Raw genomic sequence first — 18,939 nt, 5'->3', positions numbered from 1 at the left:
CATCACTATGCGAGTTATTTTAGGCCCGATGGAGGGCGTGTTAGATCATTTGATGCGTGACATGCTGACACAAATCAATGACTACGACTTCTGCGTCACCGAATTTGTGCGCGTAGTGAATCTGCTGCTGCCTGATCATGTGTTTTATCGCCTCTGTCCTGAATTACGGCACGGTTCTAAAACTCCGTCCGGTGTTCCGGTAAAAGTACAACTGCTTGGCCAAGACCCACACTGGATGGCCGAAAACGCGATCCGCGCTGCTGAGCTTGGGGCTTATGGCATCGATCTAAATTTCGGCTGCCCTGCCAAAATGGTCAATCAGAGCAAAGGTGGCGCGGCTCTTTTGCAGCATCCCGAGTTGATTTATCAGGTGGTCAAAGCGTGTCGTGACGCAGTACCGGCGCACATTCCTGTTTCGGCGAAAATCCGCTTAGGTTGGGAAGATCCGGAAGATTGTTTTGAGATTGTCGATGCCGTTGCGTAAGCTAAAGCCGATGAGCTCACTGTGCACGCGCGCACCAAAGCCGGAGGCTACAAGGCCAGCGAAATCAAATGGCATTACATTGACCAGATCCGCCAAAAATGCAGTATTCCATTGATTGCTAACGGTGAAGTGTGGAATTACGCCGATGGTCAAGCTTGCATCCAAACCACAGGTGTCGATTCACTCATGGTGTGCCGCGGCGCGCTCAACGTGCCGAATTTAGGCAATGTGGTCAAACACAATCACGCCGCCATGCCTTGGCATGAAGTGGTGGATTTGTTGCTGCGCTACACGCAATTTGAAGTCCGTGGTGACAAAGGCAAATACTACCCAAACCGTATTAAGCAGTGGTTTGCTTATCTGCGCCACGCCTACCCTCAGGCTAATGAGCTGTTTGGTGAGTTACGTACGTTGACTCAAGTCGAGCCGATCGTTGATCAGTTACATCGCTATCGCGATCAACTCCATCATGCTGCGGCCGAGCTACCTGTCTAATGAGTAAAACAACGAATCAGTAAATCAACTGATCAGTAAACCAACTGATTTTTGCCGCTGGTTTTCGCTACATACAACTTTTCATCAGCGGCTTTAAACAAATCTTCAAAACTGCGATCGGTTGTACTTTCAACCACCTCTATCCCACCAGAGATGGTAAAACCTGGCTCTAGTATTAAAGGGGACTCGCGGCAAACCGCATCAAAAATGCGCTGCATAATTCTCGTGATCTGCTCTTTTTCTTTTGCTGTGACATAAACCACAAATTCTTCGCCACCAAAGCGTGCCACGGCATCTGAGCTACGAATATGGTTTTCAATCTGCTCACCAATGTAGCAGATCACTCTATCCCCCATATCATGACCATAAGCATCATTGATCTGTTTGAAGTCATCGATATCCAACACGGCAATGGCTAAATATTGACTGTGGCGTTTGCCTTTCAGAAAGCTTTCCATACCACGTCGATTGAGTAAACCCGTCATCGGATCACGCGCGGCGAGCTGCGCATAATGCTGGCGATCCCAGCGCGTATTGAGATAGATAAGTACGCCTGTGAGAAAGAGGTACACCAGAGCAACGACCAGTAAATTACCGCTCTTCTCAGTAAGAAAATTGCTCAATTCGGACTGAATATCCAACTTATAAAATACCACCTGATGATAGTCTGCATATTCACTGGTGAGCTTGTGTGGACGATAGGCAAACGTTGGAATAGCCATCTCATTCAAATCAATCATGTCAAAACGAGATGCTAAATGAGGCATGCGGCTAAGCAGTTCGCGTAAACCAATATCTACCGCAACGAGTCCTTGATAATCCGCGTCACGGTAAACGGGCAGAATCAGTGTTAATAACCACTCATGTTGCTCTCTGATCACTGAGCGATAAGGCCCATCAACGGCAATCATATTGGGGGCAGCAATCGCATGGCTCCACAAAGGACTCTCGCTGATAAAGTCTTTAATTTGCTGATAGGTTACCTTTTCGCTGATGGTATCCGGCGATGAAATGATATAACCGCTGCTATCCACATAATGCACACCATAAATATATTCATCCATGTCATGCAAAAACGAGAGTATAGGAGCCATGGAGAGTTTGATTTGTAAACTGGGATCATGACTTGGTTTGGAATCGCATAACGAGGCATCCCCAATCAGCATATAACTTAGATCTAATTTGGGAACAGCAAAGCTGGAACTCAGCCCCTGAGCCAGAACTAACCCATCTATCGGTTTGATTTGGCAAACATTCGCAACCACACGGGCTGAGTGTTTAAACAATATATTCTCTGCCGGGCGTTGATTATGCGTGAAAGTGTAATCCAGCGCTGTCACCACTTTTTCGGCGCGCTCAAGCTGCTGTTGAATGTCAGCGTAGGCGTCGTCAATTTCTTGGTTAAGATCGTACAGATATTGCTGAAAGACCGATGCGGCCAGCACAAAAACGATAAACAGTGGCGCACAGATAATCCAAGTTAAACTCATGCGCTGATTCATAATTGCCTGCTAACCTCTAGAAATGAAAAACCCACCATAAACCGATAACGCTTATGATGGGTAGGGATATTGCGTTGCGGCGATTATGCCAAAAAACACAAAACAGTGTTAGCGCTTGTTCATCATCCGTCTCTTTTTCCTCACCGTTTTCTATTCAAACAGGCACTTAACTCAGTAGCAAACTATCGTCTGCCAACTCTTCTCCACGCACTTTAGAAAAGCTCAGGAACGCCCATGTTCGCGCGCTGTTCCCCTGTGACATCCAAGACAATCTGACCTTGATGCAGCATGACGGTGCGATCACCACAAGCCAGAGCATCTTTCATCGAGTGGGTCACCATCATCACGGTTAAATTGAACTCTTTAACAATTTTTTTCGTGAGATCGATAATGAATGCCGCCATACGAGGATCGAGTGCCGCCGTGTGTTCATCTAAGAGCAAGAGCTTGCTTTCTGACAGTGTCGCCATCACCAAACTCACCGCCTGACGCTGACCACCTGAGAGCAAACCAATATTGTCACCGAGACGATCTTCTAACCCCAAACCGAGGATGCTGATCCGTTCTTGGAACAACTTCCGGCGCTGGTTTGAGAGCGCCAAGCTCCAACCACGTTTTTTACCGCGCATATAAGCGAGCGCCATATTCTCTTCGATGGTCAGGGCTCCACAGGTTCCCGCTAATGGGTCTTGAAACACGCGAGCACACAGATTCGCACGCTGATCCACACTCTGTTTGGTTACATCAATCTCATCAATTAACACCTGACCGCCCACGATAGGCGTTTCACCAGTGACCGCACCGAGTAGCGTCGACTTCCCCGCCCCGTTAGAGCCAATCACGGTTAAAAATTGGTGTTCCGGAACCTCTAGCGATACGCCGCGTAATGCGCGATTTTCCAGAATCGTGCCAGGGTTAAACGTCACCTGAATATCTTGCAAACGGATCATACTGCATCTCCTGACACGCTTCCCTGCTGAGAGACTTCGGGCTTCTGAGCAGGTGCGTTACGCTTTTTTGATTTTAAATTCCTTTTAATCTTCGGCATGATCAGCGCCAAAGCCACTAACACGGCAGTCACCAAGTTAAGATCGGACGCTTGTAAGCCAAACATGCCTGAACTGAGTGCGAAGGCAACCGCTAAACGGTACAGCACAGAGCCGACAATGACCGCCACGACAGCGACCCAGATCTTGCGACCGGGGATCAGGGTTTGTCCTAAAATAACCGCAGCAAGCCCCACCACAATTGTACCAACGCCAGAAGTGACATCCGCAAAACTGTTGGTTTGCGCAAATAGAGCCCCTGCAAAACCGACAAAACCATTAGACAGAGCCAAACAGAAATACGTGTAAAACGCGGTGCTTGCCCCTTGGGCTGCCACCATACGAGCGTTGACACCTGTGGCTCGCAATCCTAAACCGAAATCGCTGTTGAGCAGTCGAATAACCAATAGCGCAGAAATCACGACCAATACTGCGACAACGAGAGGACGAATTAAGACAGGATCACCCAAGGCTTCAAACGGGGTCAAAATGGTGTCTTCACCCAATAAGGCCAGATTAGGACGTCCCATAATGCGGATGTTGATGGAAAACGCAGCAATCATGGTCAAAATCGAGGCCAAGAGATGCAAGATACCACATCGCACACTCAGAAAAGCCGTGACCCAACCGGTAGCGGCGCCAGCAAGAATGGCCAATCCTGTCGCCACCCATGGATTAATTCCTGCCACAATCGCAGTAGCCGCCACCGCAGCGCCCATTGGGAAACTGCCGTCGACGCTCAAATCAGGGAAATCCAGCACTCGGAAAGTTAAATACACGCCCAAAGCTACTAAGCCATACAACAAGCCAAGCTCCAAAGCGCCAAAAAAGGCAAAAGCAGACATACATACTCCTTTCTGCTTACAGAAGTTGAAATACCCCAACTCCTTGGAATATACGCTTCCGACGAGGGGCTAGCGCGTCAAGCGTTACCCCCTCGTCATTTGGATAGAGCTTACTTATTTGGTACTGGTTGCACGCGCAAGTACGGCTTCAGGAATGGTGATGCCTAACTGTTCTGCGGCGGTTTTGTTGATCACAAGATCCGAACCTTTTGCCACTTGAACATCAAGCGAACCCGGCTCTTTACCTTCTAAAATAGCCGCCACGTAGTCAGCGGTTTGCACTCCGATTTGGTAATAGTCAAAACCTAGGCTGGCAATTGCGCCGCGTTCTACATAAGACGTTGCTGCACCAAAGACTGGGGTTTTGGCTTGGTTAGCCGCCACAATCATACCTTCGATTGCACTGGCAACTGTGTTGTCGATCAGGGCATAAATCACATCGGACTTTTCTGCAATCGCTTGGGTGGCTGATTGAACATCAGCACTTTTCAGCGCAGTCGCTTCGACCAGCTTAATACCATGTTTTGCCGCCGAGAGTTTGAGTAACTCCATTAAACTGACCGCATTGGCTTCACCTGGGTTGTACACCACGCCAATCGATTTGACGTTGGGTAGGATTTCTTTAATCAGTTCAACATGTTGCTCAACCGGAGACAAATCTGACAAACCCGTGACGTTTTTGCCCGGTTGTTCAAGTTGTTTCACCAACTTAGCCCCAACAGGGTCAGTCACTGCGGTAAACACAATAGGTATGGTTTTTGTGGCAGAAACCAGTGCTTGGGCGGTAGGTGTCGCAATACCGACTAAAACATCTGGGTTTTCACCGACAAATTGACGGGCAATTTGGACCGCAATGGCAGGGTTGCCTTGCGCGGTTTTGTAATCAAACTCTAGATTTTTGCCCTCTTCATAGCCTTTGGCTTTCAATCCATCGAGTAGCCCTTGACGTGTCGCATCTAAAGCGGGGTGTTCCACAATTTGTGATACCGCGACTTTGGCTGTTTTGGCCATGATACTCTGGGAAGACAGTAGTGCAGCTCCGGCTAGAACGGCGGTAGCAATAACTTTGCCTGCTCTCATCTTAACTCCTTGATATAAAGCATAGTTTTTATGATGTTGTGTGTGGGTGTAGCTTTAATAGTTGTTATTGGACACTTAGGGTGTCGCTGACAACATTATTACCAGTAACTTTAGGCAAAGGGAAGTAGGATTTAACAGTTAGATAACAGAAAAAAGCTCAGAATTTGGTCAATGTCGAAAATGGAAGTGAAGTTAACTATCTCTCTTCCCAAACGACGTGGAGCGACAGAGGATGGTAGGCAAGTTCACTCTCATGAACCCAGATAAACGCTATGATTAAGGTGACCCCATAAAAGATGATCCCCATAACAGATAACCATAGGGATGTAAGATCAACTCTGCTAGAATGCGCCGCCGCGCAGAGGTCAACAAGTACATGGCTCATCTCTGCCAAATCTTGGTATACCTACTCTATTTACCCTTAGGAGCCGATTATTATGACCGATCAAGAAAGAATCGAACTACAAAAGAACAATCCACTACACGGCCTTAAGTTAGAAACCTTGCTACAAGAGCTGGTGGATTTTTATGGCTGGGATATTTTAGATACTGCAATGCGCTTTAACTGCTTTCATACCAAGCCTTCGATTGCCAGCAGTGTCAAATATTTAAACAAGACCGAGTGGGCACGAGAAAAACTAGAAAATTTTTATCTCTATCGCTTTAAACGCATGCCTCGCGCTTCCAGTGAAGAGTTTACTCTCCCGCCACGCGCAAGAACTTTCCCTCACGGCCTACACCCTAAAGAGCCGATGGCATTAACGGTAGACTCTATTTTGAAATCTCAGGCGAAAGCGGCCTCTGCTCATAAAGAAAGAACGTCTCGCAGTCGCTACAATCAGCGCTAACTGATCTTGATCTCATGGGATAGGTTGCCTTGGCACGCGGCAAGTTTCTGTGACCAACGATTCGATATGCTATTCGATATTCGTTGGTCACACTGATGGGACAAATAGCCTACTCGGTAGCCTTAAAACCAGCGTTCTAGCGCAGTATCATCCAGTTGTCGAAACGCACGATTCAACACTTGCGCGAGCTCTTTATAGCGCGGTTTGCTTTTGATCGGCTCCAGTGCAAAACCAGTTTCGACGATCTTCATATAGAGTTCGCGATACCAGCTCGCAAGCGCCGGAGGTAGTTGGGTATTGGCACGGTGACCGAGCCACCAAATGCCTTGCAGTGGCAAGCTCATAGCAAATAAAGCGACCACAATCGCCTGAGGCATGGCCTGCGTGTTGGCAAACACCATTTGTGTCAGCACGCTGATCGCCGCAACCGCAGGCATCACTTTAATCGCAAAGCGTGTGGCTTTAATCACGCGTTGCTCAGGGAACAGTGGATTTAACTCTTTGCGCATCGGCCAAATATCCATGTACTTCTGGCCATCTTTTAGGCTATGCACTATGCCGACTTTATTATTCATATCCACTTCCTCGCTGCTCTTTGCTCAACCCACTGAAATTTAGTTGAATGATTCAACAAAAGACGCAAAAATTTGACAAAAGCTAATATTGATTCAAATTTTTTTTGTTATATTTGTCCATTATCGCTATGCTTTGCGGACTCTCAATCTCATTGTTGCCCTTATTTACAATTTAGGCAACGTTGAGACGATTCCTGCACGGATTGCATCGACGACTTATACTGACTTTGTCACGTCTTCACGATACGGAAATTGACGTTTTATTGACCGAGATTAGGGCGCATTCATCGAGGCGTCATCTACTCTTGGTACTGATTTTTTTATCCCAACCGATTATTACAGGTAGTCACTCATGTCTAAGCTGGTTTTAGTTTTAAACTGCGGTAGTTCTTCACTTAAGTTCGCAGTTGTTGACGCTCAAAGCGGTGAACAACATCTTTCAGGTCTCGCTGAATGTTTACACCTTCCTGAAGCTCGTATCAAGTGGAAATTGGACGGCAAGCACGAAGCTCAACTGGGCGAAGGCGCTGCACACGATGAAGCTCTGTCTTTCATCGTTGAAACTATTCTTGCTTCTAAACCAGAACTGGCAGCTCAACTGAAAGCGATCGGTCACCGCGTGGTACACGGTGGTGAGCAGTTCACTCAATCTGCACTGATTGACGACGCTGTACTGAAAGGCATCGAAGATTGTGCAGCACTCGCTCCACTGCACAACCCAGCACACATCATCGGTATCAAAGCGGCGCAAAAAGCGTTCCCAGAGCTGAAAAATGTTGCGGTATTCGACACTGCGTTCCACCAAACAATGCCAGAAGAAGCGTACCTGTACGCTCTGCCATACAACCTGTACAAAGAGCACGGTATTCGTCGCTACGGCATGCACGGTACGTCTCACCTGTTCATCGCACGTGAAGCGGCTGAGCGTCTGGGCAAACCTGCAAACGAACTGAACATCATCAACTGCCACCTAGGCAACGGTGCTTCTGTGTGTGCGATCAAAAACGGCCAATCGGTTGACACATCTATGGGTCTGACTCCACTGGAAGGTCTGGTGATGGGTACTCGTTGTGGTGATATCGATCCTGCGATCATTTTCCACCTGCACGACACGCTGGGTTACTCAGTTGAGAAAATCAACACCATGCTGACCAAAGAATCGGGTCTGTTGGGTCTGACTGAAGTGACTTCTGACTGCCGTTTCGTTGAAGACAACTACGGCCAAAAAGAAGAAGCAACTCGCGCAATGGACGTATTCTGTCACCGCCTAGCGAAATACGTTGCTGGCTACACAGCAAGCCTAGACGGCCGTCTGGACGCGATCACCTTCACTGGTGGTATCGGTGAAAACTCTGCGCCAATCCGTGAAATGGTTCTGAACCGTCTAGCGATTTTCGGTATCACCGTTGACAGCGCAGCAAACCTGAAAGCCCGTTTCGGCGGTGAAGGTGTGATCACCACTGCAGACAGCCGTATCCCAGCGATGGTTATCGCGACTAACGAAGAGTTAGTGATTGCAGAAGATACAGCTCGTCTGACGAACATCTAATACGACTTACACTGGCTAACTCAGGTTAGCCAGTGTCATTTAGGGGCTCAGCGTAAGCCTGTCCTGCGTTTGAGCTTTGTCACTTTCAATCTAAGCACCTTAGATTGGTATCAATAGTGTTGAGGTACTTTACCAATGTCCCGTACTATTATGCTTATCCCAATCAGCGCTGGCGTCGGTCTGACCAGCGTGAGCATGGGTCTCCTGCGCGCCATGGAGCGTAAAGGGGTTAGCGTTTCTTTCTATAAGCCTATCGCGCAGCCACGTACTGGCGATGATCAACCTGACCTGACGTCTACTGTCATGAGCCGCAACAGCGACATCAAGATCGGCCAGCCGATGAGTATGTCTGCCGCCGAGACTCTGATCGGTAGCGAGAAGATGGACGTTCTGCTGGAAACCGTGGTTGAGCGTTACAACCAGATCAACAAAGATGCAGAAGTGACTCTGATCGAAGGTCTGGTTCCAACGCGTAAGCACCCTTTTGCTAACCAAGTGAACGCGGAGATCGCCAACACTCTCGGTGCAGAAATTGTGTTCGTTGCCACTCCGGGTACTGATAACCCAACGCAACTGAAAGAGCGCATTGAAGTCGCGTGCTCTAACTTTGGTGGCACCAAGAACAAGAGCATCTCTGGCGTTATCATCAACAAGCTGAATGCCCCTGTTGATGAAGCTGGCCGTACTCGTCCTGACCTGTCAGAGATCTTTGATGATGCTGACCATGCGAAACAAGCTAACCTTGAAGTGATGCAGATCTTCAACACCAGCCCAATTCGTGTGCTGGGCTGTGTACCATGGAGCATCGACCTGATTGCGACTCGTGCTATCGATATGGCGAAGCACCTGAAAGCTGAGATCATCAACCAAGGTGATATCAATACTCGTCGTATCAAGAGCATCACTTTCTGTGCTCGCTCTATCCCGAACATGATTGAGCACTTCAAACCAGGCTCACTCCTAGTAACCTCCGCTGATCGTCCTGACGTGATTGTGGCTGCGGCACTCGCAGCAATGAACGGTGTGGAAATCGGTGCCGTACTGCTGACTGGCGGCTACGACATCCCACGTGAACTGGTTAGCCTATGTAAGCCTGCTTTTGACACGGGTCTGCCCATTTTCAAAGCGCAAGGTAACACTTGGCAAACGTCGCTGAACCTACAAAGCTTCAGCCTTGAAGTTCCAGCCGATGACAAAGAGCGTATCGAATTCATCAGCGAACACGTGGCAAGCCACATTGACGGCCCATGGGTAGACTCTCTGACTGAAGGTGCGCAAGCGTCTCGTCGCTTGAGCCCACCAGCCTTCCGTTACCAGCTGACTGAATTGGCTCGTAGCGCGAACAAGCGTATCGTACTGCCAGAAGGTGATGAGCCACGTACTGTGAAAGCAGCTGCTATCTGTGCTGAACGCGGTATTGCACAGTGTGTACTTCTGGGTAACCCAGAAGAGATCAAGCGTGTTGCTGCTCAGCAAGGTGTTGAACTCGGCTCTGGTATCGAAATCATCGATCCAAAAGTGGCACAAGAGAAATACGTAGCACGTCTGGTTGAACTGCGTAAGAGCAAAGGCATGACTGAAGTGGTGGCGCGCGAGCAACTGGAAGATACCGTTGTTCTCGGCACTATGATGCTTGAGCGTAACGAAGTTGACGGTCTGGTTTCTGGTGCGGTTCACACCACAGCAAACACCATTCGTCCACCACTACAAATCATCAAGACTGCGCCGAATGCGTCTCTGGTTTCATCGATCTTCTTTATGCTGCTGCCTGATCAGGTACTGGTATACGGTGACTGTGCGATCAACCCAGATCCAAACGCAGAGCAACTGGCTGAGATTGCTATCCAGTCTGCCGACTCTGCAGCGGCCTTCGGTATTGAGCCTCGCGTAGCGATGATCTCTTACTCGACCGGTACTTCTGGTCAAGGTGCAGACGTTGATAAAGTGCGCGAAGCAACTCGCATCGCCAAAGAAAAACGTCCAGATCTCGTGATTGATGGCCCTTTGCAATACGACGCGGCAATCATGGAAAACGTAGCGGCTTCTAAAGCGCCTAACTCGCCAGTGGCAGGTAAAGCGACCGTATTCGTATTCCCAGATCTGAACACAGGTAACACGACTTACAAAGCGGTACAACGTTCAGCGGATCTAGTGTCTATCGGTCCTATGCTGCAAGGTATGCGTAAGCCAGTTAACGACCTGTCTCGTGGCGCATTGGTTGACGATATCGTCTACACCATCGCCCTGACGGCTATCCAAGCAGGTCAAGAGCAGAAATAAGCGCTAGTCACAGTCATCTTTTCTGGTGATAAATAGGCAAAAGCCCCCGACATTCGGGGGCTTTTTTATGCGCTTTATAGATTGCTATCTACCCTTTTCAACCAATTCGTTCACGCTGGTGTGGACTGAGTAGATCCACTTGCGGCCCGACTGGCACAACTTGAGTGGGGTTGATCGTGGTATGACTGAAATAGTAATGGCGTTTAATGTGGTAAAAATCGACCGTCTCTTGGATGCCGGGGACTTGGTATAACTCCCTTAAATAACCGCTCAGATGTGGGTAATCCGTAATACGCTGGCGGTTACATTTGAAATGCCCGACATACACCGCATCAAAACGCACTAAGGTGGTAAACAAACGCCAGTCCGCTTCGGTGATTTGGTTTCCCGCTAAATAGCGATGCGTTGTCAGATGCTGATCAACTTTATCCAACGCCGCAAACAGCGCTTCAAACGCTTCTTCATAGGCTTTTTGCGTGGTCGCAAAACCACAACGATATACCCCATTGTTTATGTTGGGATAGATGAACTCATTCCACTCATCAATCACTGTGCGCAGCGCTTGAGGGTAATAATCGGTTTGATTGCCCGTTAACTCATTAAATGCACTGTTGAACATGCGGATGATTTCGGAAGATTCATTGCTCACAATCGTGTGAAGTTTTTTATCCCACAACACAGGCACCGTGACTCGTCCGGTGTAATCGGCTTTAGCATGGGTATAAAGTTGATGTAGTTGAGTGTAGCCATACAGCGGCTCTGGTATGCCAAACTGCCAACCATGTGAGAGCATATCCGGACAGACAATCGTCACATCAATATGCGTTTGCAGCCCTTTGAGAGCACGAAAAATCAAGGTGCGATGTGCCCACGGACACGCCAAAGAGACATAGAGATGATAACGGCCAGATTCTGCAGCAAATTGCGCATCAGGCGTCGCTTTCACCCAGTCACGAAACCCTGCATCTTCGCGTATAAATTCGCCATCATGTTGTTTGGTGTCGTACCAAACATCGTGCCATTTGCCTTTAATTAGCTTGCCCATCTTGCCCCCAAATTCTCATCTTTTAGGCATTATAAGCAACTGGGCACGCCACTTAACCCAAGGCGATTGGTCGTGTTGTTCAAAATATTCGAATACAAAAAAAGCGCGATCCGAACGAGGAATCGCGCTTGGCCCGTCACAGGCTGAATTTATGCCTCAGCGTATAAACAAGAGACTGAGTGAATATCCGAACCTTTAATCACTGGTTTCGTCTTCGCACACTCTGCCGTGGCTTGCGGGCAACGAGTACGGAACACACAACCTGAAGGCGGGTTCATCGGTGAAGGCAGATCCCCTTCCAACATCTGAATGGTCTTATTGCGCTCGATGTTGGGGTCAGGAATAGGCACTGCAGACATTAATGCCTTGGTATAAGGGTGTTTAGGGTTGGCAAACAGTTCTTTAGAGACGCCTAACTCTACCGCATTACCCAAATACATGACCAACACGCGATCTGAGATGTGCTTTACCACCGAGAGATCGTGCGCGATGAACACCAGACTTAAACCGAGCTCTTTTTGCAGCTCTTTGAGAAGGTTAACGACCTGAGCCTGAATCGACACATCCAGAGCGGAAACCGGTTCATCACAGATGATCATCTTAGGTTTGAGGATCAGCGCGCGAGCAATACCGATACGCTGACACTGACCGCCTGAAAACTCATGCGGATAACGGTTGATCACGTTAGGCAGTAACCCAACCTTGGCCATCATCTCTTTTACCCGATCTTTCACTTCTTGCTTGGAAAGCTCGGGATAGAAGGTTTGTAGTGGCTCAGCAATGATATCACCGACCGTCATTCTCGGGTTTAACGATGCCAGAGGGTCTTGGAAGATCATTTGGATTTGCTTACGCGTTGCACGGCGTTTGACTTCCTGCATACGTGTTAAATCCTGACCTAACCACACCACTTCACCGTGAGTCGCTTGCACCAAACCAATAATGGCGCGTGCAAACGTCGATTTACCACAACCTGACTCACCCACTACCCCTAAAGTTTCGCCTTCATACAGACGCACGTTAACCCCATCAACCGCTTTCAAGGTAACGGGTTTGGTCCATGGCCATGCCGATTTCGGGGTAATGTTGAAATGGACTTTAAGATCTTTAACGTCCAGTAATAATTTTTTCTCTACGCTCATTTTGTCCAAGCCTCCCAATCAGAAAAACACGCACGTTGACGACCGTTACCAAACGGCAGCAAGAGCGGAGCTTCTCGCTTACAGCGATCCGTCACGCGATGGCAGCGTTCTTGATAAGGACAGCCGACAGGCAAACGCAGCAAGTTAGGTGGGTTGCCCGGAATCGTCGGCAACACTTCCCCTTCGGTATCCAAGCGCGGGATCGCGCTCAGCAAACCTTCTGCGTAAGGGTGGCTTGGGTTGTAGAAAATATCGTTTACTGAACCGTACTCCATAGTACGGCCGGCATACATCACCAGCACTTTATCGCAAGAGCCAGCCACCACCCCCAGATCGTGGGTGATCATGATGATTGCGGTATTGAACTCACGTTTCAGTTCGTTAAGCAGCTCCATGATTTGCGCTTGAACAGTAACGTCGAGTGCGGTGGTCGGTTCATCGGCAATCAGCAGTTTCGGGCGACACAGCAAAGCCATCGCAATCATCACACGTTGACGCATACCGCCAGAAAACTCGTGCGGATACATGGTGATACGCTTACGCGCTTCTGGGATCTTTACCGCTTCCAGCATGCGTACTGACTCTTCAAACGCCTCCGCTTTACCCATACCTTTATGCAGCATCAGCACTTCCATCAGCTGATCGCTCACTTTCATGTAGGGATTAAGTGAAGTCATTGGGTCTTGAAAAATCATCGCGATTTGCTCGGCGCGCACTTTATTCAGTTCACGCTCTGGCAAGTTGAGGATTTCTTTACCCTCAAATTTCGCGCTACCGGTGATTTTGCCGTTTTTGGCGAGTAGCCCCATGATGGCAAATACGGTTTGTGATTTTCCTGAGCCGGATTCGCCCACAATACCTAAAGTTTCTCCCTGCTTAAGAGAGAAATTGAGATCGTTCACTGCGGTGACAATACCGTCTTGGGTAGAGAATTCTACGCGCAGATCTTTGACATCTAATAAACTCATCATTGCTTCCTTTTTATTCTTCTTGGTTTATCTGTCTTTTGGATCGAGCGCGTCACGCAGACCGTCGCCGACATAGTTAAAGCAGAACAAGGTCAACACCATGAATGCGGCGGGGAATAGCAGTTGCCAAATAGCCACTTCCATTGTGTTAGCGCCCTCTTGTAACAGCGCGCCCCAGCTTGTCATCGGCTCTTGAACACCAAGACCAAGGAAAGAAAGGAAAGATTCGGTCAAAATCATGCTTGGGATCAGCAGGGTGGAGTAAACCGCTACAATGCCCAATACGTTTGGCACAATATGGCGCGTAATAATGTTCCACTTACTCACACCACACACATGCGCCGCTTCGATAAACTCTTTGCTACGTAGGCTCAAGGTTTGGCCGCGCACAATACGCGCCATATCCAGCCATGCGATTGCCCCAATCGCGACGAAGATCAGCACGATGTTACGACCAAAAAACGTCACTAATACAATCACCAAGAACATGAATGGGATAGCGTACAGAATTTCCAGAATACGCATCATTACACGGTCAGTACGGCCACCGATAAAACCTGAGGCCGCGCCATACAAAGTACCGATCAGTACTGCAACCAATGCCCCCATGATGCCGACCATCAGTGAGATACGACCACCCACGAGCGTGCGCACAAAGAGGTCGCGACCAAGAGCATCAGTACCAAACCAGTGCTCCGCTGAAGGTCCAGCGTGCATGGCATACCAGTCCGTATCTTCATAACTGTAAGCGGAAAACATCGGCAGAAAGACGACTGCCAGGGTGATTAACATCAAAACAAACAGGCTGACCATCGCGGCTTTGTTACGCATAAAGCGAATACGCGCGTCTTGCCACAGGCTGCGACCTTGAATCTCAAGGTTTTGTGAGAAGTTTTCAATCGCCGCTAAATTTTCTTTTTTCGTCAACATTATCTAAGTCCTATTAGTAGCGAATCTTCGGATCGATGTAAGCGAGGAGAATATCGACAATCGCGTTAAACAGAATAAATAGGAAACCGATCAGGATCGTTACCCCCATCACCAGAGAATAATCTCGGTTGAAGGCGGCGTTAACGAAGAGCTTGCCAATGCCGGGCAAACCAAAAATGGTCTCAATAACAACCGAACCTGTGATAATACCGACGAAAGCGGGTCCCATGTAAGAAACCACAGGCAGCAGTGCAGGTTTTAACGCATGCTTGACCACGATATAGCCATAGCTCAAACCTTTCGCACGTGCGGTACGAATGAAGTTACTGTTCAAGGTTTCAATCATCGAACCACGAGTAATACGCGCAAATGTCGCGACGTAGAGCAGTGACATACCCAAAACCGGCAACGCCATATACTCAAACCCACCGTCTTGCCAGCCACCGGCAGGGAATAAACTAAACTGGATAGCGAAGATATATATGAGTACTGGCGCTAACACGAACGAGGGCATCACCACCCCTAACATGGCGGTCGACATGATGGTGTAGTCTATCCACGTATTCTGCTTCAGGGCGGCAATGGTTCCGACCGTTACCCCCATGATCACAGTAAACACAAATGCGGCGAGACCAATTTTCACGGAAACAGGCAGTGCACTGGCGATAAGCTCATTCACCGTATAGTCTTTGTACTTAAACGATGGGCCAAAATCACCCTGAACAATGTTGGTCAAATAGGTTAAATACTGTTCAGAAACGGGTTTATCTAGGCCATATTTGGCATTGATGTTGGCCATCACTTCTGGCGGCAGAGGGCGTTCTGAAGAGAATGGGTTACCTGGCGCGTAGCGCATAAGAAAGAAAGATATAGTAATCAACACCAACATCGTTGGAATTGCTTCAAATATCCTTTTTGCTATGAATTTAAGCATAAGCTCACTCTTTCAATCTGTGACAAGGAAATGCAAAGACCCTGCACGTGAATTTCACATGCAGCGTCTACGTTATTTATAGTTTTGTCCCCGACGAATGAAGTTGCAGTCATCACTGCAACTTCAACTCGTTAGGAATATGGCTCTATTATTGAGCTTTGATGTAAAGATCTTTGGCGTAGATCTTGTCTTCCGCGTTATTCGATGGGTAGCCACCGACGGTTGGAGAAACAAGACGCGATCTTACGTATTGGTAGATTGGCGCGATTGGCATATCACGAGCCAACAACTTCTCTGCATCCGCATAGAGTTTTTGACGCTCTTCTTCAGAAGTTGACGTTTTCGCTTTTTCAATCACGGCGTCGTATTCAGCACTGTGGTACTGCGGATCGTTTGAAGTGTTGCTCGACAACATCAGAGTCAAGAAAGAAGACGCTTCGTTGTAGTCACCACACCATCCCGCACGAGTCACATCAAAGTTGCCTTGACGACGAGTATCTAGGTAGGTTTTCCACTCTTGGTTTTCCAGTGCGATATCAACGCCCAGAGAAGTTTTCCACATAGATTGGATCGCAGTTGCAATCTTCTTGTGGTTTTCTGAGGTGTTGTACAGCAGAGTGAATTTCAGAGGGTTAGATTTGTTGTAACCCGCTTCTTCCAGCAATTTCTTCGCTTCTGCAATACGCTCTTTCTGAGTCATTTTGCCGTAAGCTGGCATTTCTGGGCTAAATCCTGCGGTGATTTCCGGAGTCAGGAAGTAAGCCGGTTTTTGGCCTTGGCCTAGAATCGCATCAGAAACCACATCACGGTCAATCGCGTAAGAAAGGGCTTTACGTACGCGAACATCGTCAAATGGTGGCTTTTTGTTATTGAAGCCGTAGTAATAAGTACAGAGTTGGCCTTGCACTTGAACAGATTCTGGATGCTCTTTTTTCAGACGTTTGAAGTGCTCAAGTGGCAGTTCGTTCGTGATCTGAATTTCGCCCGATAGGAAACGGTTCATCTCTGCCACTTGGTTTTCGATTGGCAGATAAGTCACTTTATTCAGAACAGTATTTTTGTCGTCCCAGTATTGAGGGTTACGCTTGAGCTCTAAACGCTCGTTAACCACCCACTTGTCGAGAACGTAAGCACCGTTACCGACAAAGTTTTCAGGTTTGGTCCACTGATCACCAAATTTTTCTACTGTCGCTTTGTGAATCGGTTTCACCGTTGTGTGACCCATCATCATCACGAAGTAAGGAACGGCAGTCTCCAACTCAAAAACCAGAGTATGATCATCAACTGCTTTCGCGCCCAGTGTTGATTTGTCTTTCTCTCCGGCAATGATTTCTTTCGCATTCTTCATCTTGGTGTATTCCATATACCAAGAGTAAGGAGAAGCGGTTGCAGGATCGACAGCACGTTGGAAGCTGTAGACGAAATCGTGTGCAGTAACAGGGTCACCGTTAGACCATTTCGCATCTTTACGAATATGGAAAGTAAAGGTTTTGTTGTCTGTCGTTTCCCAGCTTTCAGCGACACCCGGAACCACGTTACCGTTAGCGTCTTGGTTTACCAGACCTTCTAACAGATCACGAATCACGTTGGACTCAGGAACACCTTCCGTTTTGTGCGGATCAAGAGACGCGACTTCAGTACCGTTACCACGAACCAGCTCTTGAACAGGAGCAAGTTTGGTACCAGCAGGAACATTCGCTGCAAAAGAGGTGAATGACGTGGTAGCCACCGCTAAACCAGCACCTAACAGCAGTGCCTGGGTGATTTTGTTCTTATACATGCATAAACTCCAAGTTTTAGTATTGCATCCATGACTTCCATGTCAGGTATTCAGAACGGCTGATTGTTGTCGTTTGTCGTATAAGTTTTAAACAAAAACAACTTACACCTGACAGGGATTGCGGCACACATTAGCAATCATTGAATTAATTTGCCATAAAAATGTCTTAAAAACAGACTATCCTCTTTGGTTTTCTCAGACATTAGTAAAAAACTTCACCACTCATGATTATCTCTAGCGGATTAGAGCGTGGAAGCTGGCCTAAACAGACAATGTGCCAGATTATCTAGTGCGCCCTCAATGTACAGCGCATTATGCTAGATAACTCTGATCTATTTAACATTTTGTACACAAAAACACCAACTCTTAATGACAATGCGCTATCTCACAACACAAAAACGTGAGCAATATCAAACCTACGTTTCAAGCAATCGTTTGGTATAAGACGACGGATTTTGAGCCTCCTTCAAGCCTATCAATCTGTATTGAGTAAAAACGTAAATTTTGCTGAACAGATAGAGCAACACTTATTCATCACTTTTCTTTACCAGAAAATAATCACCAAGCTGATCAACCATTTTCTATACTTACCCCATTAGTATTAGAAACCCAAAGGTAACTTTATGCGCTACGGTTGGTTTATATTCATCTGGTGTGTTTCATCATTTACTTGGGCCTCCCCCCTCTCTTTTGGCGTCGTCCCACAACAATCCCCTGAAGAATTAGCGAAGCGTTGGGTGCCGATTCTGGAAAATCTTTCTGAAACGACAGGCTTCTCTATTGAGTTTCATACCGCGTCGACTATTCCTGAATTTGAACAGCGAGTGCTAAATGGCGAGTATGATTTGGTGTACATGAATCCTTATCACTACACCTTCTTTCATCAACAGCCGGGGTATGTCGCGCTGGCCAAGCAAAAAGATCAAAAGCTACAAGGCATCATAGTGGTTGCCCAAGAGAACCCGATAAAGTCCATACAAGATCTCGATGGAAAAAGTCTCGCCTTTCCCTCTCCTGCGGCCTTTGCTGCCACCATCATTCCTCAAGCGCTGTTAAAAAAAGAAGGGATAAATATTGAGTCTCAATATGTCTCCTCACACGATTCCGTTTACTTGAATGTGGCGAATGGCTTTTTTGTCGCAGGTGGTGGTATTAAACGCACGTTTAACAATGCCCCAAAGGCCATCACCAGCCAACTCAGAATATTGTGGGAAAGCCCCAGCTTTACGCCGCACGCTTTCGCCTATCATCCAAGATTGCACTCAGATCAGGTGTCCGCTGTGCAAAATGCATTAGTCAACCTTGATCAGACCGAGAAAGGCCGTTTGCAGCTTAAGGCGATTGGGTTTTCCGGCATTGAAGCCGCTCGAGACAGTGATTGGGACGACATCCGTGAATTAGATATCCAAACCCTCTCTCATCTGCTTAAGGAATAA

General features: G+C 47.8%; 14 protein-coding genes and 2 pseudogenes. 5 read left to right on the top strand and 11 right to left on the bottom strand.

What is annotated here, in order from left to right; genetic code table 11:
* Window positions 1-7: 7 nt before the first annotated feature.
* Window positions 8-979 (top strand): annotated as a pseudogene (dusC, locus tag T411_RS01000000119785) (tRNA dihydrouridine(16) synthase DusC).
* A gap of 32 nt (window positions 980-1,011) precedes the next feature.
* On the opposite strand, the gene T411_RS0117650 reads toward dusC, so the two are convergent.
* The 4 genes and pseudogenes from T411_RS0117650 to T411_RS0117635 all read right to left on the bottom strand — a co-directional run bounded on the left by T411_RS0117650 (window position 1,012) and on the right by T411_RS0117635 (window position 5,452).
* A complete protein-coding gene (locus tag T411_RS0117650; RefSeq protein WP_001880886.1) occupies window positions 1,012-2,481 on the bottom strand; it encodes a sensor domain-containing diguanylate cyclase in 1,470 nt (489 codons plus the stop codon).
* 166 nt (window positions 2,482-2,647) lie between these two features.
* A pseudogene (locus T411_RS01000000119780) lies at window positions 2,648-3,431 on the bottom strand (ABC transporter ATP-binding protein).
* Entirely contained in the window at window positions 3,428-4,372 is a 945-nt protein-coding gene (locus T411_RS0117640) for an ABC transporter permease (protein ID WP_001272063.1), read from the bottom strand. Before T411_RS0117640 ends, T411_RS01000000119780 begins: the two are co-directional and overlap by 4 nt.
* A gap of 114 nt (window positions 4,373-4,486) precedes the next feature.
* On the bottom strand, window positions 4,487-5,452 hold the full coding sequence (locus T411_RS0117635) for an ABC transporter substrate-binding protein (RefSeq protein ID WP_001201234.1): 966 nt from the start codon (window positions 5,450-5,452) through the stop codon (window positions 4,487-4,489).
* 437 nt (window positions 5,453-5,889) lie between these two features.
* Here T411_RS0117635 and T411_RS0117630 point away from each other — a divergent pair, with 437 nt between their 5' ends.
* Window positions 5,890-6,300, top strand: coding sequence for a VF530 family protein (locus T411_RS0117630; protein WP_000131945.1), 411 nt, complete (start codon window positions 5,890-5,892; stop codon window positions 6,298-6,300).
* Window positions 6,301-6,422: 122 nt separating this feature from the next.
* On the opposite strand, the gene yfbV is transcribed toward T411_RS0117630, so the two are convergent.
* Window positions 6,423-6,875 (bottom strand): terminus macrodomain insulation protein YfbV, encoded by a 453-nt coding sequence (yfbV, locus tag T411_RS0117625; RefSeq protein ID WP_001060891.1) that lies wholly within the window; start codon window positions 6,873-6,875, stop codon window positions 6,423-6,425.
* A gap of 352 nt (window positions 6,876-7,227) precedes the next feature.
* Here yfbV and T411_RS0117620 point away from each other — a divergent pair, with 352 nt between their 5' ends.
* Together T411_RS0117620 and pta are read left to right on the top strand one after the other, a co-directional pair.
* A complete protein-coding gene (locus tag T411_RS0117620; RefSeq protein WP_000041130.1) occupies window positions 7,228-8,424 on the top strand; it encodes an acetate kinase in 1,197 nt (398 codons plus the stop codon).
* A gap of 135 nt (window positions 8,425-8,559) precedes the next feature.
* Window positions 8,560-10,704, top strand: coding sequence for a phosphate acetyltransferase (gene pta, locus T411_RS0117615; RefSeq protein WP_000091710.1), 2,145 nt, complete (start codon window positions 8,560-8,562; stop codon window positions 10,702-10,704).
* Window positions 10,705-10,801: 97 nt separating this feature from the next.
* Here the strand turns inward: pta and T411_RS0117610 are convergent, their stop codons facing one another.
* The 6 genes from T411_RS0117610 to T411_RS0117585 all read right to left on the bottom strand — a co-directional run bounded on the left by T411_RS0117610 (window position 10,802) and on the right by T411_RS0117585 (window position 17,503).
* Window positions 10,802-11,749: a glutathione S-transferase family protein gene (locus T411_RS0117610; RefSeq protein WP_000517149.1), complete on the bottom strand. Its 948-nt coding sequence runs from the start codon at window positions 11,747-11,749 to the stop codon at window positions 10,802-10,804.
* A gap of 149 nt (window positions 11,750-11,898) precedes the next feature.
* Entirely contained in the window at window positions 11,899-12,891 is a 993-nt protein-coding gene (gene oppF / locus T411_RS0117605; RefSeq protein ID WP_000110064.1) for a murein tripeptide/oligopeptide ABC transporter ATP binding protein OppF, read from the bottom strand.
* Window positions 12,888-13,859 carry an ABC transporter ATP-binding protein gene (gene oppD, locus T411_RS0117600; protein WP_000054408.1) on the bottom strand — a complete coding sequence of 324 codons (972 nt, stop codon included), beginning with the start codon at window positions 13,857-13,859 and terminating at the stop codon, window positions 12,888-12,890. Before oppD ends, oppF begins: the two co-directional genes overlap by 4 nt.
* Window positions 13,860-13,886: 27 nt before the next feature.
* Entirely contained in the window at window positions 13,887-14,789 is a 903-nt protein-coding gene (gene oppC, locus T411_RS0117595; protein ID WP_000956294.1) for an oligopeptide ABC transporter permease OppC, read from the bottom strand.
* Between the two features lie 13 nt (window positions 14,790-14,802).
* Window positions 14,803-15,723 carry an oligopeptide ABC transporter permease OppB gene (gene oppB, locus T411_RS0117590; protein WP_001880879.1) on the bottom strand — a complete coding sequence of 307 codons (921 nt, stop codon included), beginning with the start codon at window positions 15,721-15,723 and terminating at the stop codon, window positions 14,803-14,805.
* A gap of 148 nt (window positions 15,724-15,871) precedes the next feature.
* Window positions 15,872-17,503, bottom strand: coding sequence for an ABC transporter substrate-binding protein (locus T411_RS0117585; protein ID WP_000277613.1), 1,632 nt, complete (start codon window positions 17,501-17,503; stop codon window positions 15,872-15,874).
* Window positions 17,504-18,126: 623 nt separating this feature from the next.
* Between T411_RS0117585 and T411_RS0117580 the strand changes: the two genes are divergently transcribed.
* Window positions 18,127-18,939: a phosphate/phosphite/phosphonate ABC transporter substrate-binding protein gene (locus T411_RS0117580; protein WP_001268833.1), complete on the top strand. Its 813-nt coding sequence runs from the start codon at window positions 18,127-18,129 to the stop codon at window positions 18,937-18,939.

The organism is Vibrio cholerae ATCC 14035, assembly GCF_000621645.1.
In the GTDB taxonomy this organism is placed as follows: Bacteria; Pseudomonadota; Gammaproteobacteria; order Enterobacterales; family Vibrionaceae; genus Vibrio; species Vibrio cholerae.
This window is presented reverse-complemented; position numbering and strand designations above follow the sequence as displayed.

What these genes read in the sequence shown, in the direction of transcription:
- T411_RS0117580 (WP_001268833.1), top strand. Translation starts at nt 18,127, where the DNA reads ATGCGCTACGGTTGGTTTATATTCATCTGGTGTGTTTCATCATTTACT.
- T411_RS0117610 (WP_000517149.1), bottom strand. Translation starts at nt 11,749, where the DNA reads ATGGGCAAGCTAATTAAAGGCAAATGGCACGATGTTTGGTACGACACC.
- T411_RS0117630 (WP_000131945.1), top strand. Translation starts at nt 5,890, where the DNA reads ATGACCGATCAAGAAAGAATCGAACTACAAAAGAACAATCCACTACAC.
- oppB (WP_001880879.1), bottom strand. Translation starts at nt 15,723, where the DNA reads ATGCTTAAATTCATAGCAAAAAGGATATTTGAAGCAATTCCAACGATG.
- oppF (WP_000110064.1), bottom strand. Translation starts at nt 12,891, where the DNA reads ATGAGCGTAGAGAAAAAATTATTACTGGACGTTAAAGATCTTAAAGTC.
- T411_RS0117585 (WP_000277613.1), bottom strand. Translation starts at nt 17,503, where the DNA reads ATGTATAAGAACAAAATCACCCAGGCACTGCTGTTAGGTGCTGGTTTA.
- pta (WP_000091710.1), top strand. Translation starts at nt 8,560, where the DNA reads ATGTCCCGTACTATTATGCTTATCCCAATCAGCGCTGGCGTCGGTCTG.
- T411_RS0117635 (WP_001201234.1), bottom strand. Translation starts at nt 5,452, where the DNA reads ATGAGAGCAGGCAAAGTTATTGCTACCGCCGTTCTAGCCGGAGCTGCA.
- T411_RS0117640 (WP_001272063.1), bottom strand. Translation starts at nt 4,372, where the DNA reads ATGTCTGCTTTTGCCTTTTTTGGCGCTTTGGAGCTTGGCTTGTTGTAT.
- oppC (WP_000956294.1), bottom strand. Translation starts at nt 14,789, where the DNA reads ATGTTGACGAAAAAAGAAAATTTAGCGGCGATTGAAAACTTCTCACAA.
- oppD (WP_000054408.1), bottom strand. Translation starts at nt 13,859, where the DNA reads ATGAGTTTATTAGATGTCAAAGATCTGCGCGTAGAATTCTCTACCCAA.
- yfbV (WP_001060891.1), bottom strand. Translation starts at nt 6,875, where the DNA reads ATGAATAATAAAGTCGGCATAGTGCATAGCCTAAAAGATGGCCAGAAG.
- T411_RS0117650 (WP_001880886.1), bottom strand. Translation starts at nt 2,481, where the DNA reads ATGAATCAGCGCATGAGTTTAACTTGGATTATCTGTGCGCCACTGTTT.
- T411_RS0117620 (WP_000041130.1), top strand. Translation starts at nt 7,228, where the DNA reads ATGTCTAAGCTGGTTTTAGTTTTAAACTGCGGTAGTTCTTCACTTAAG.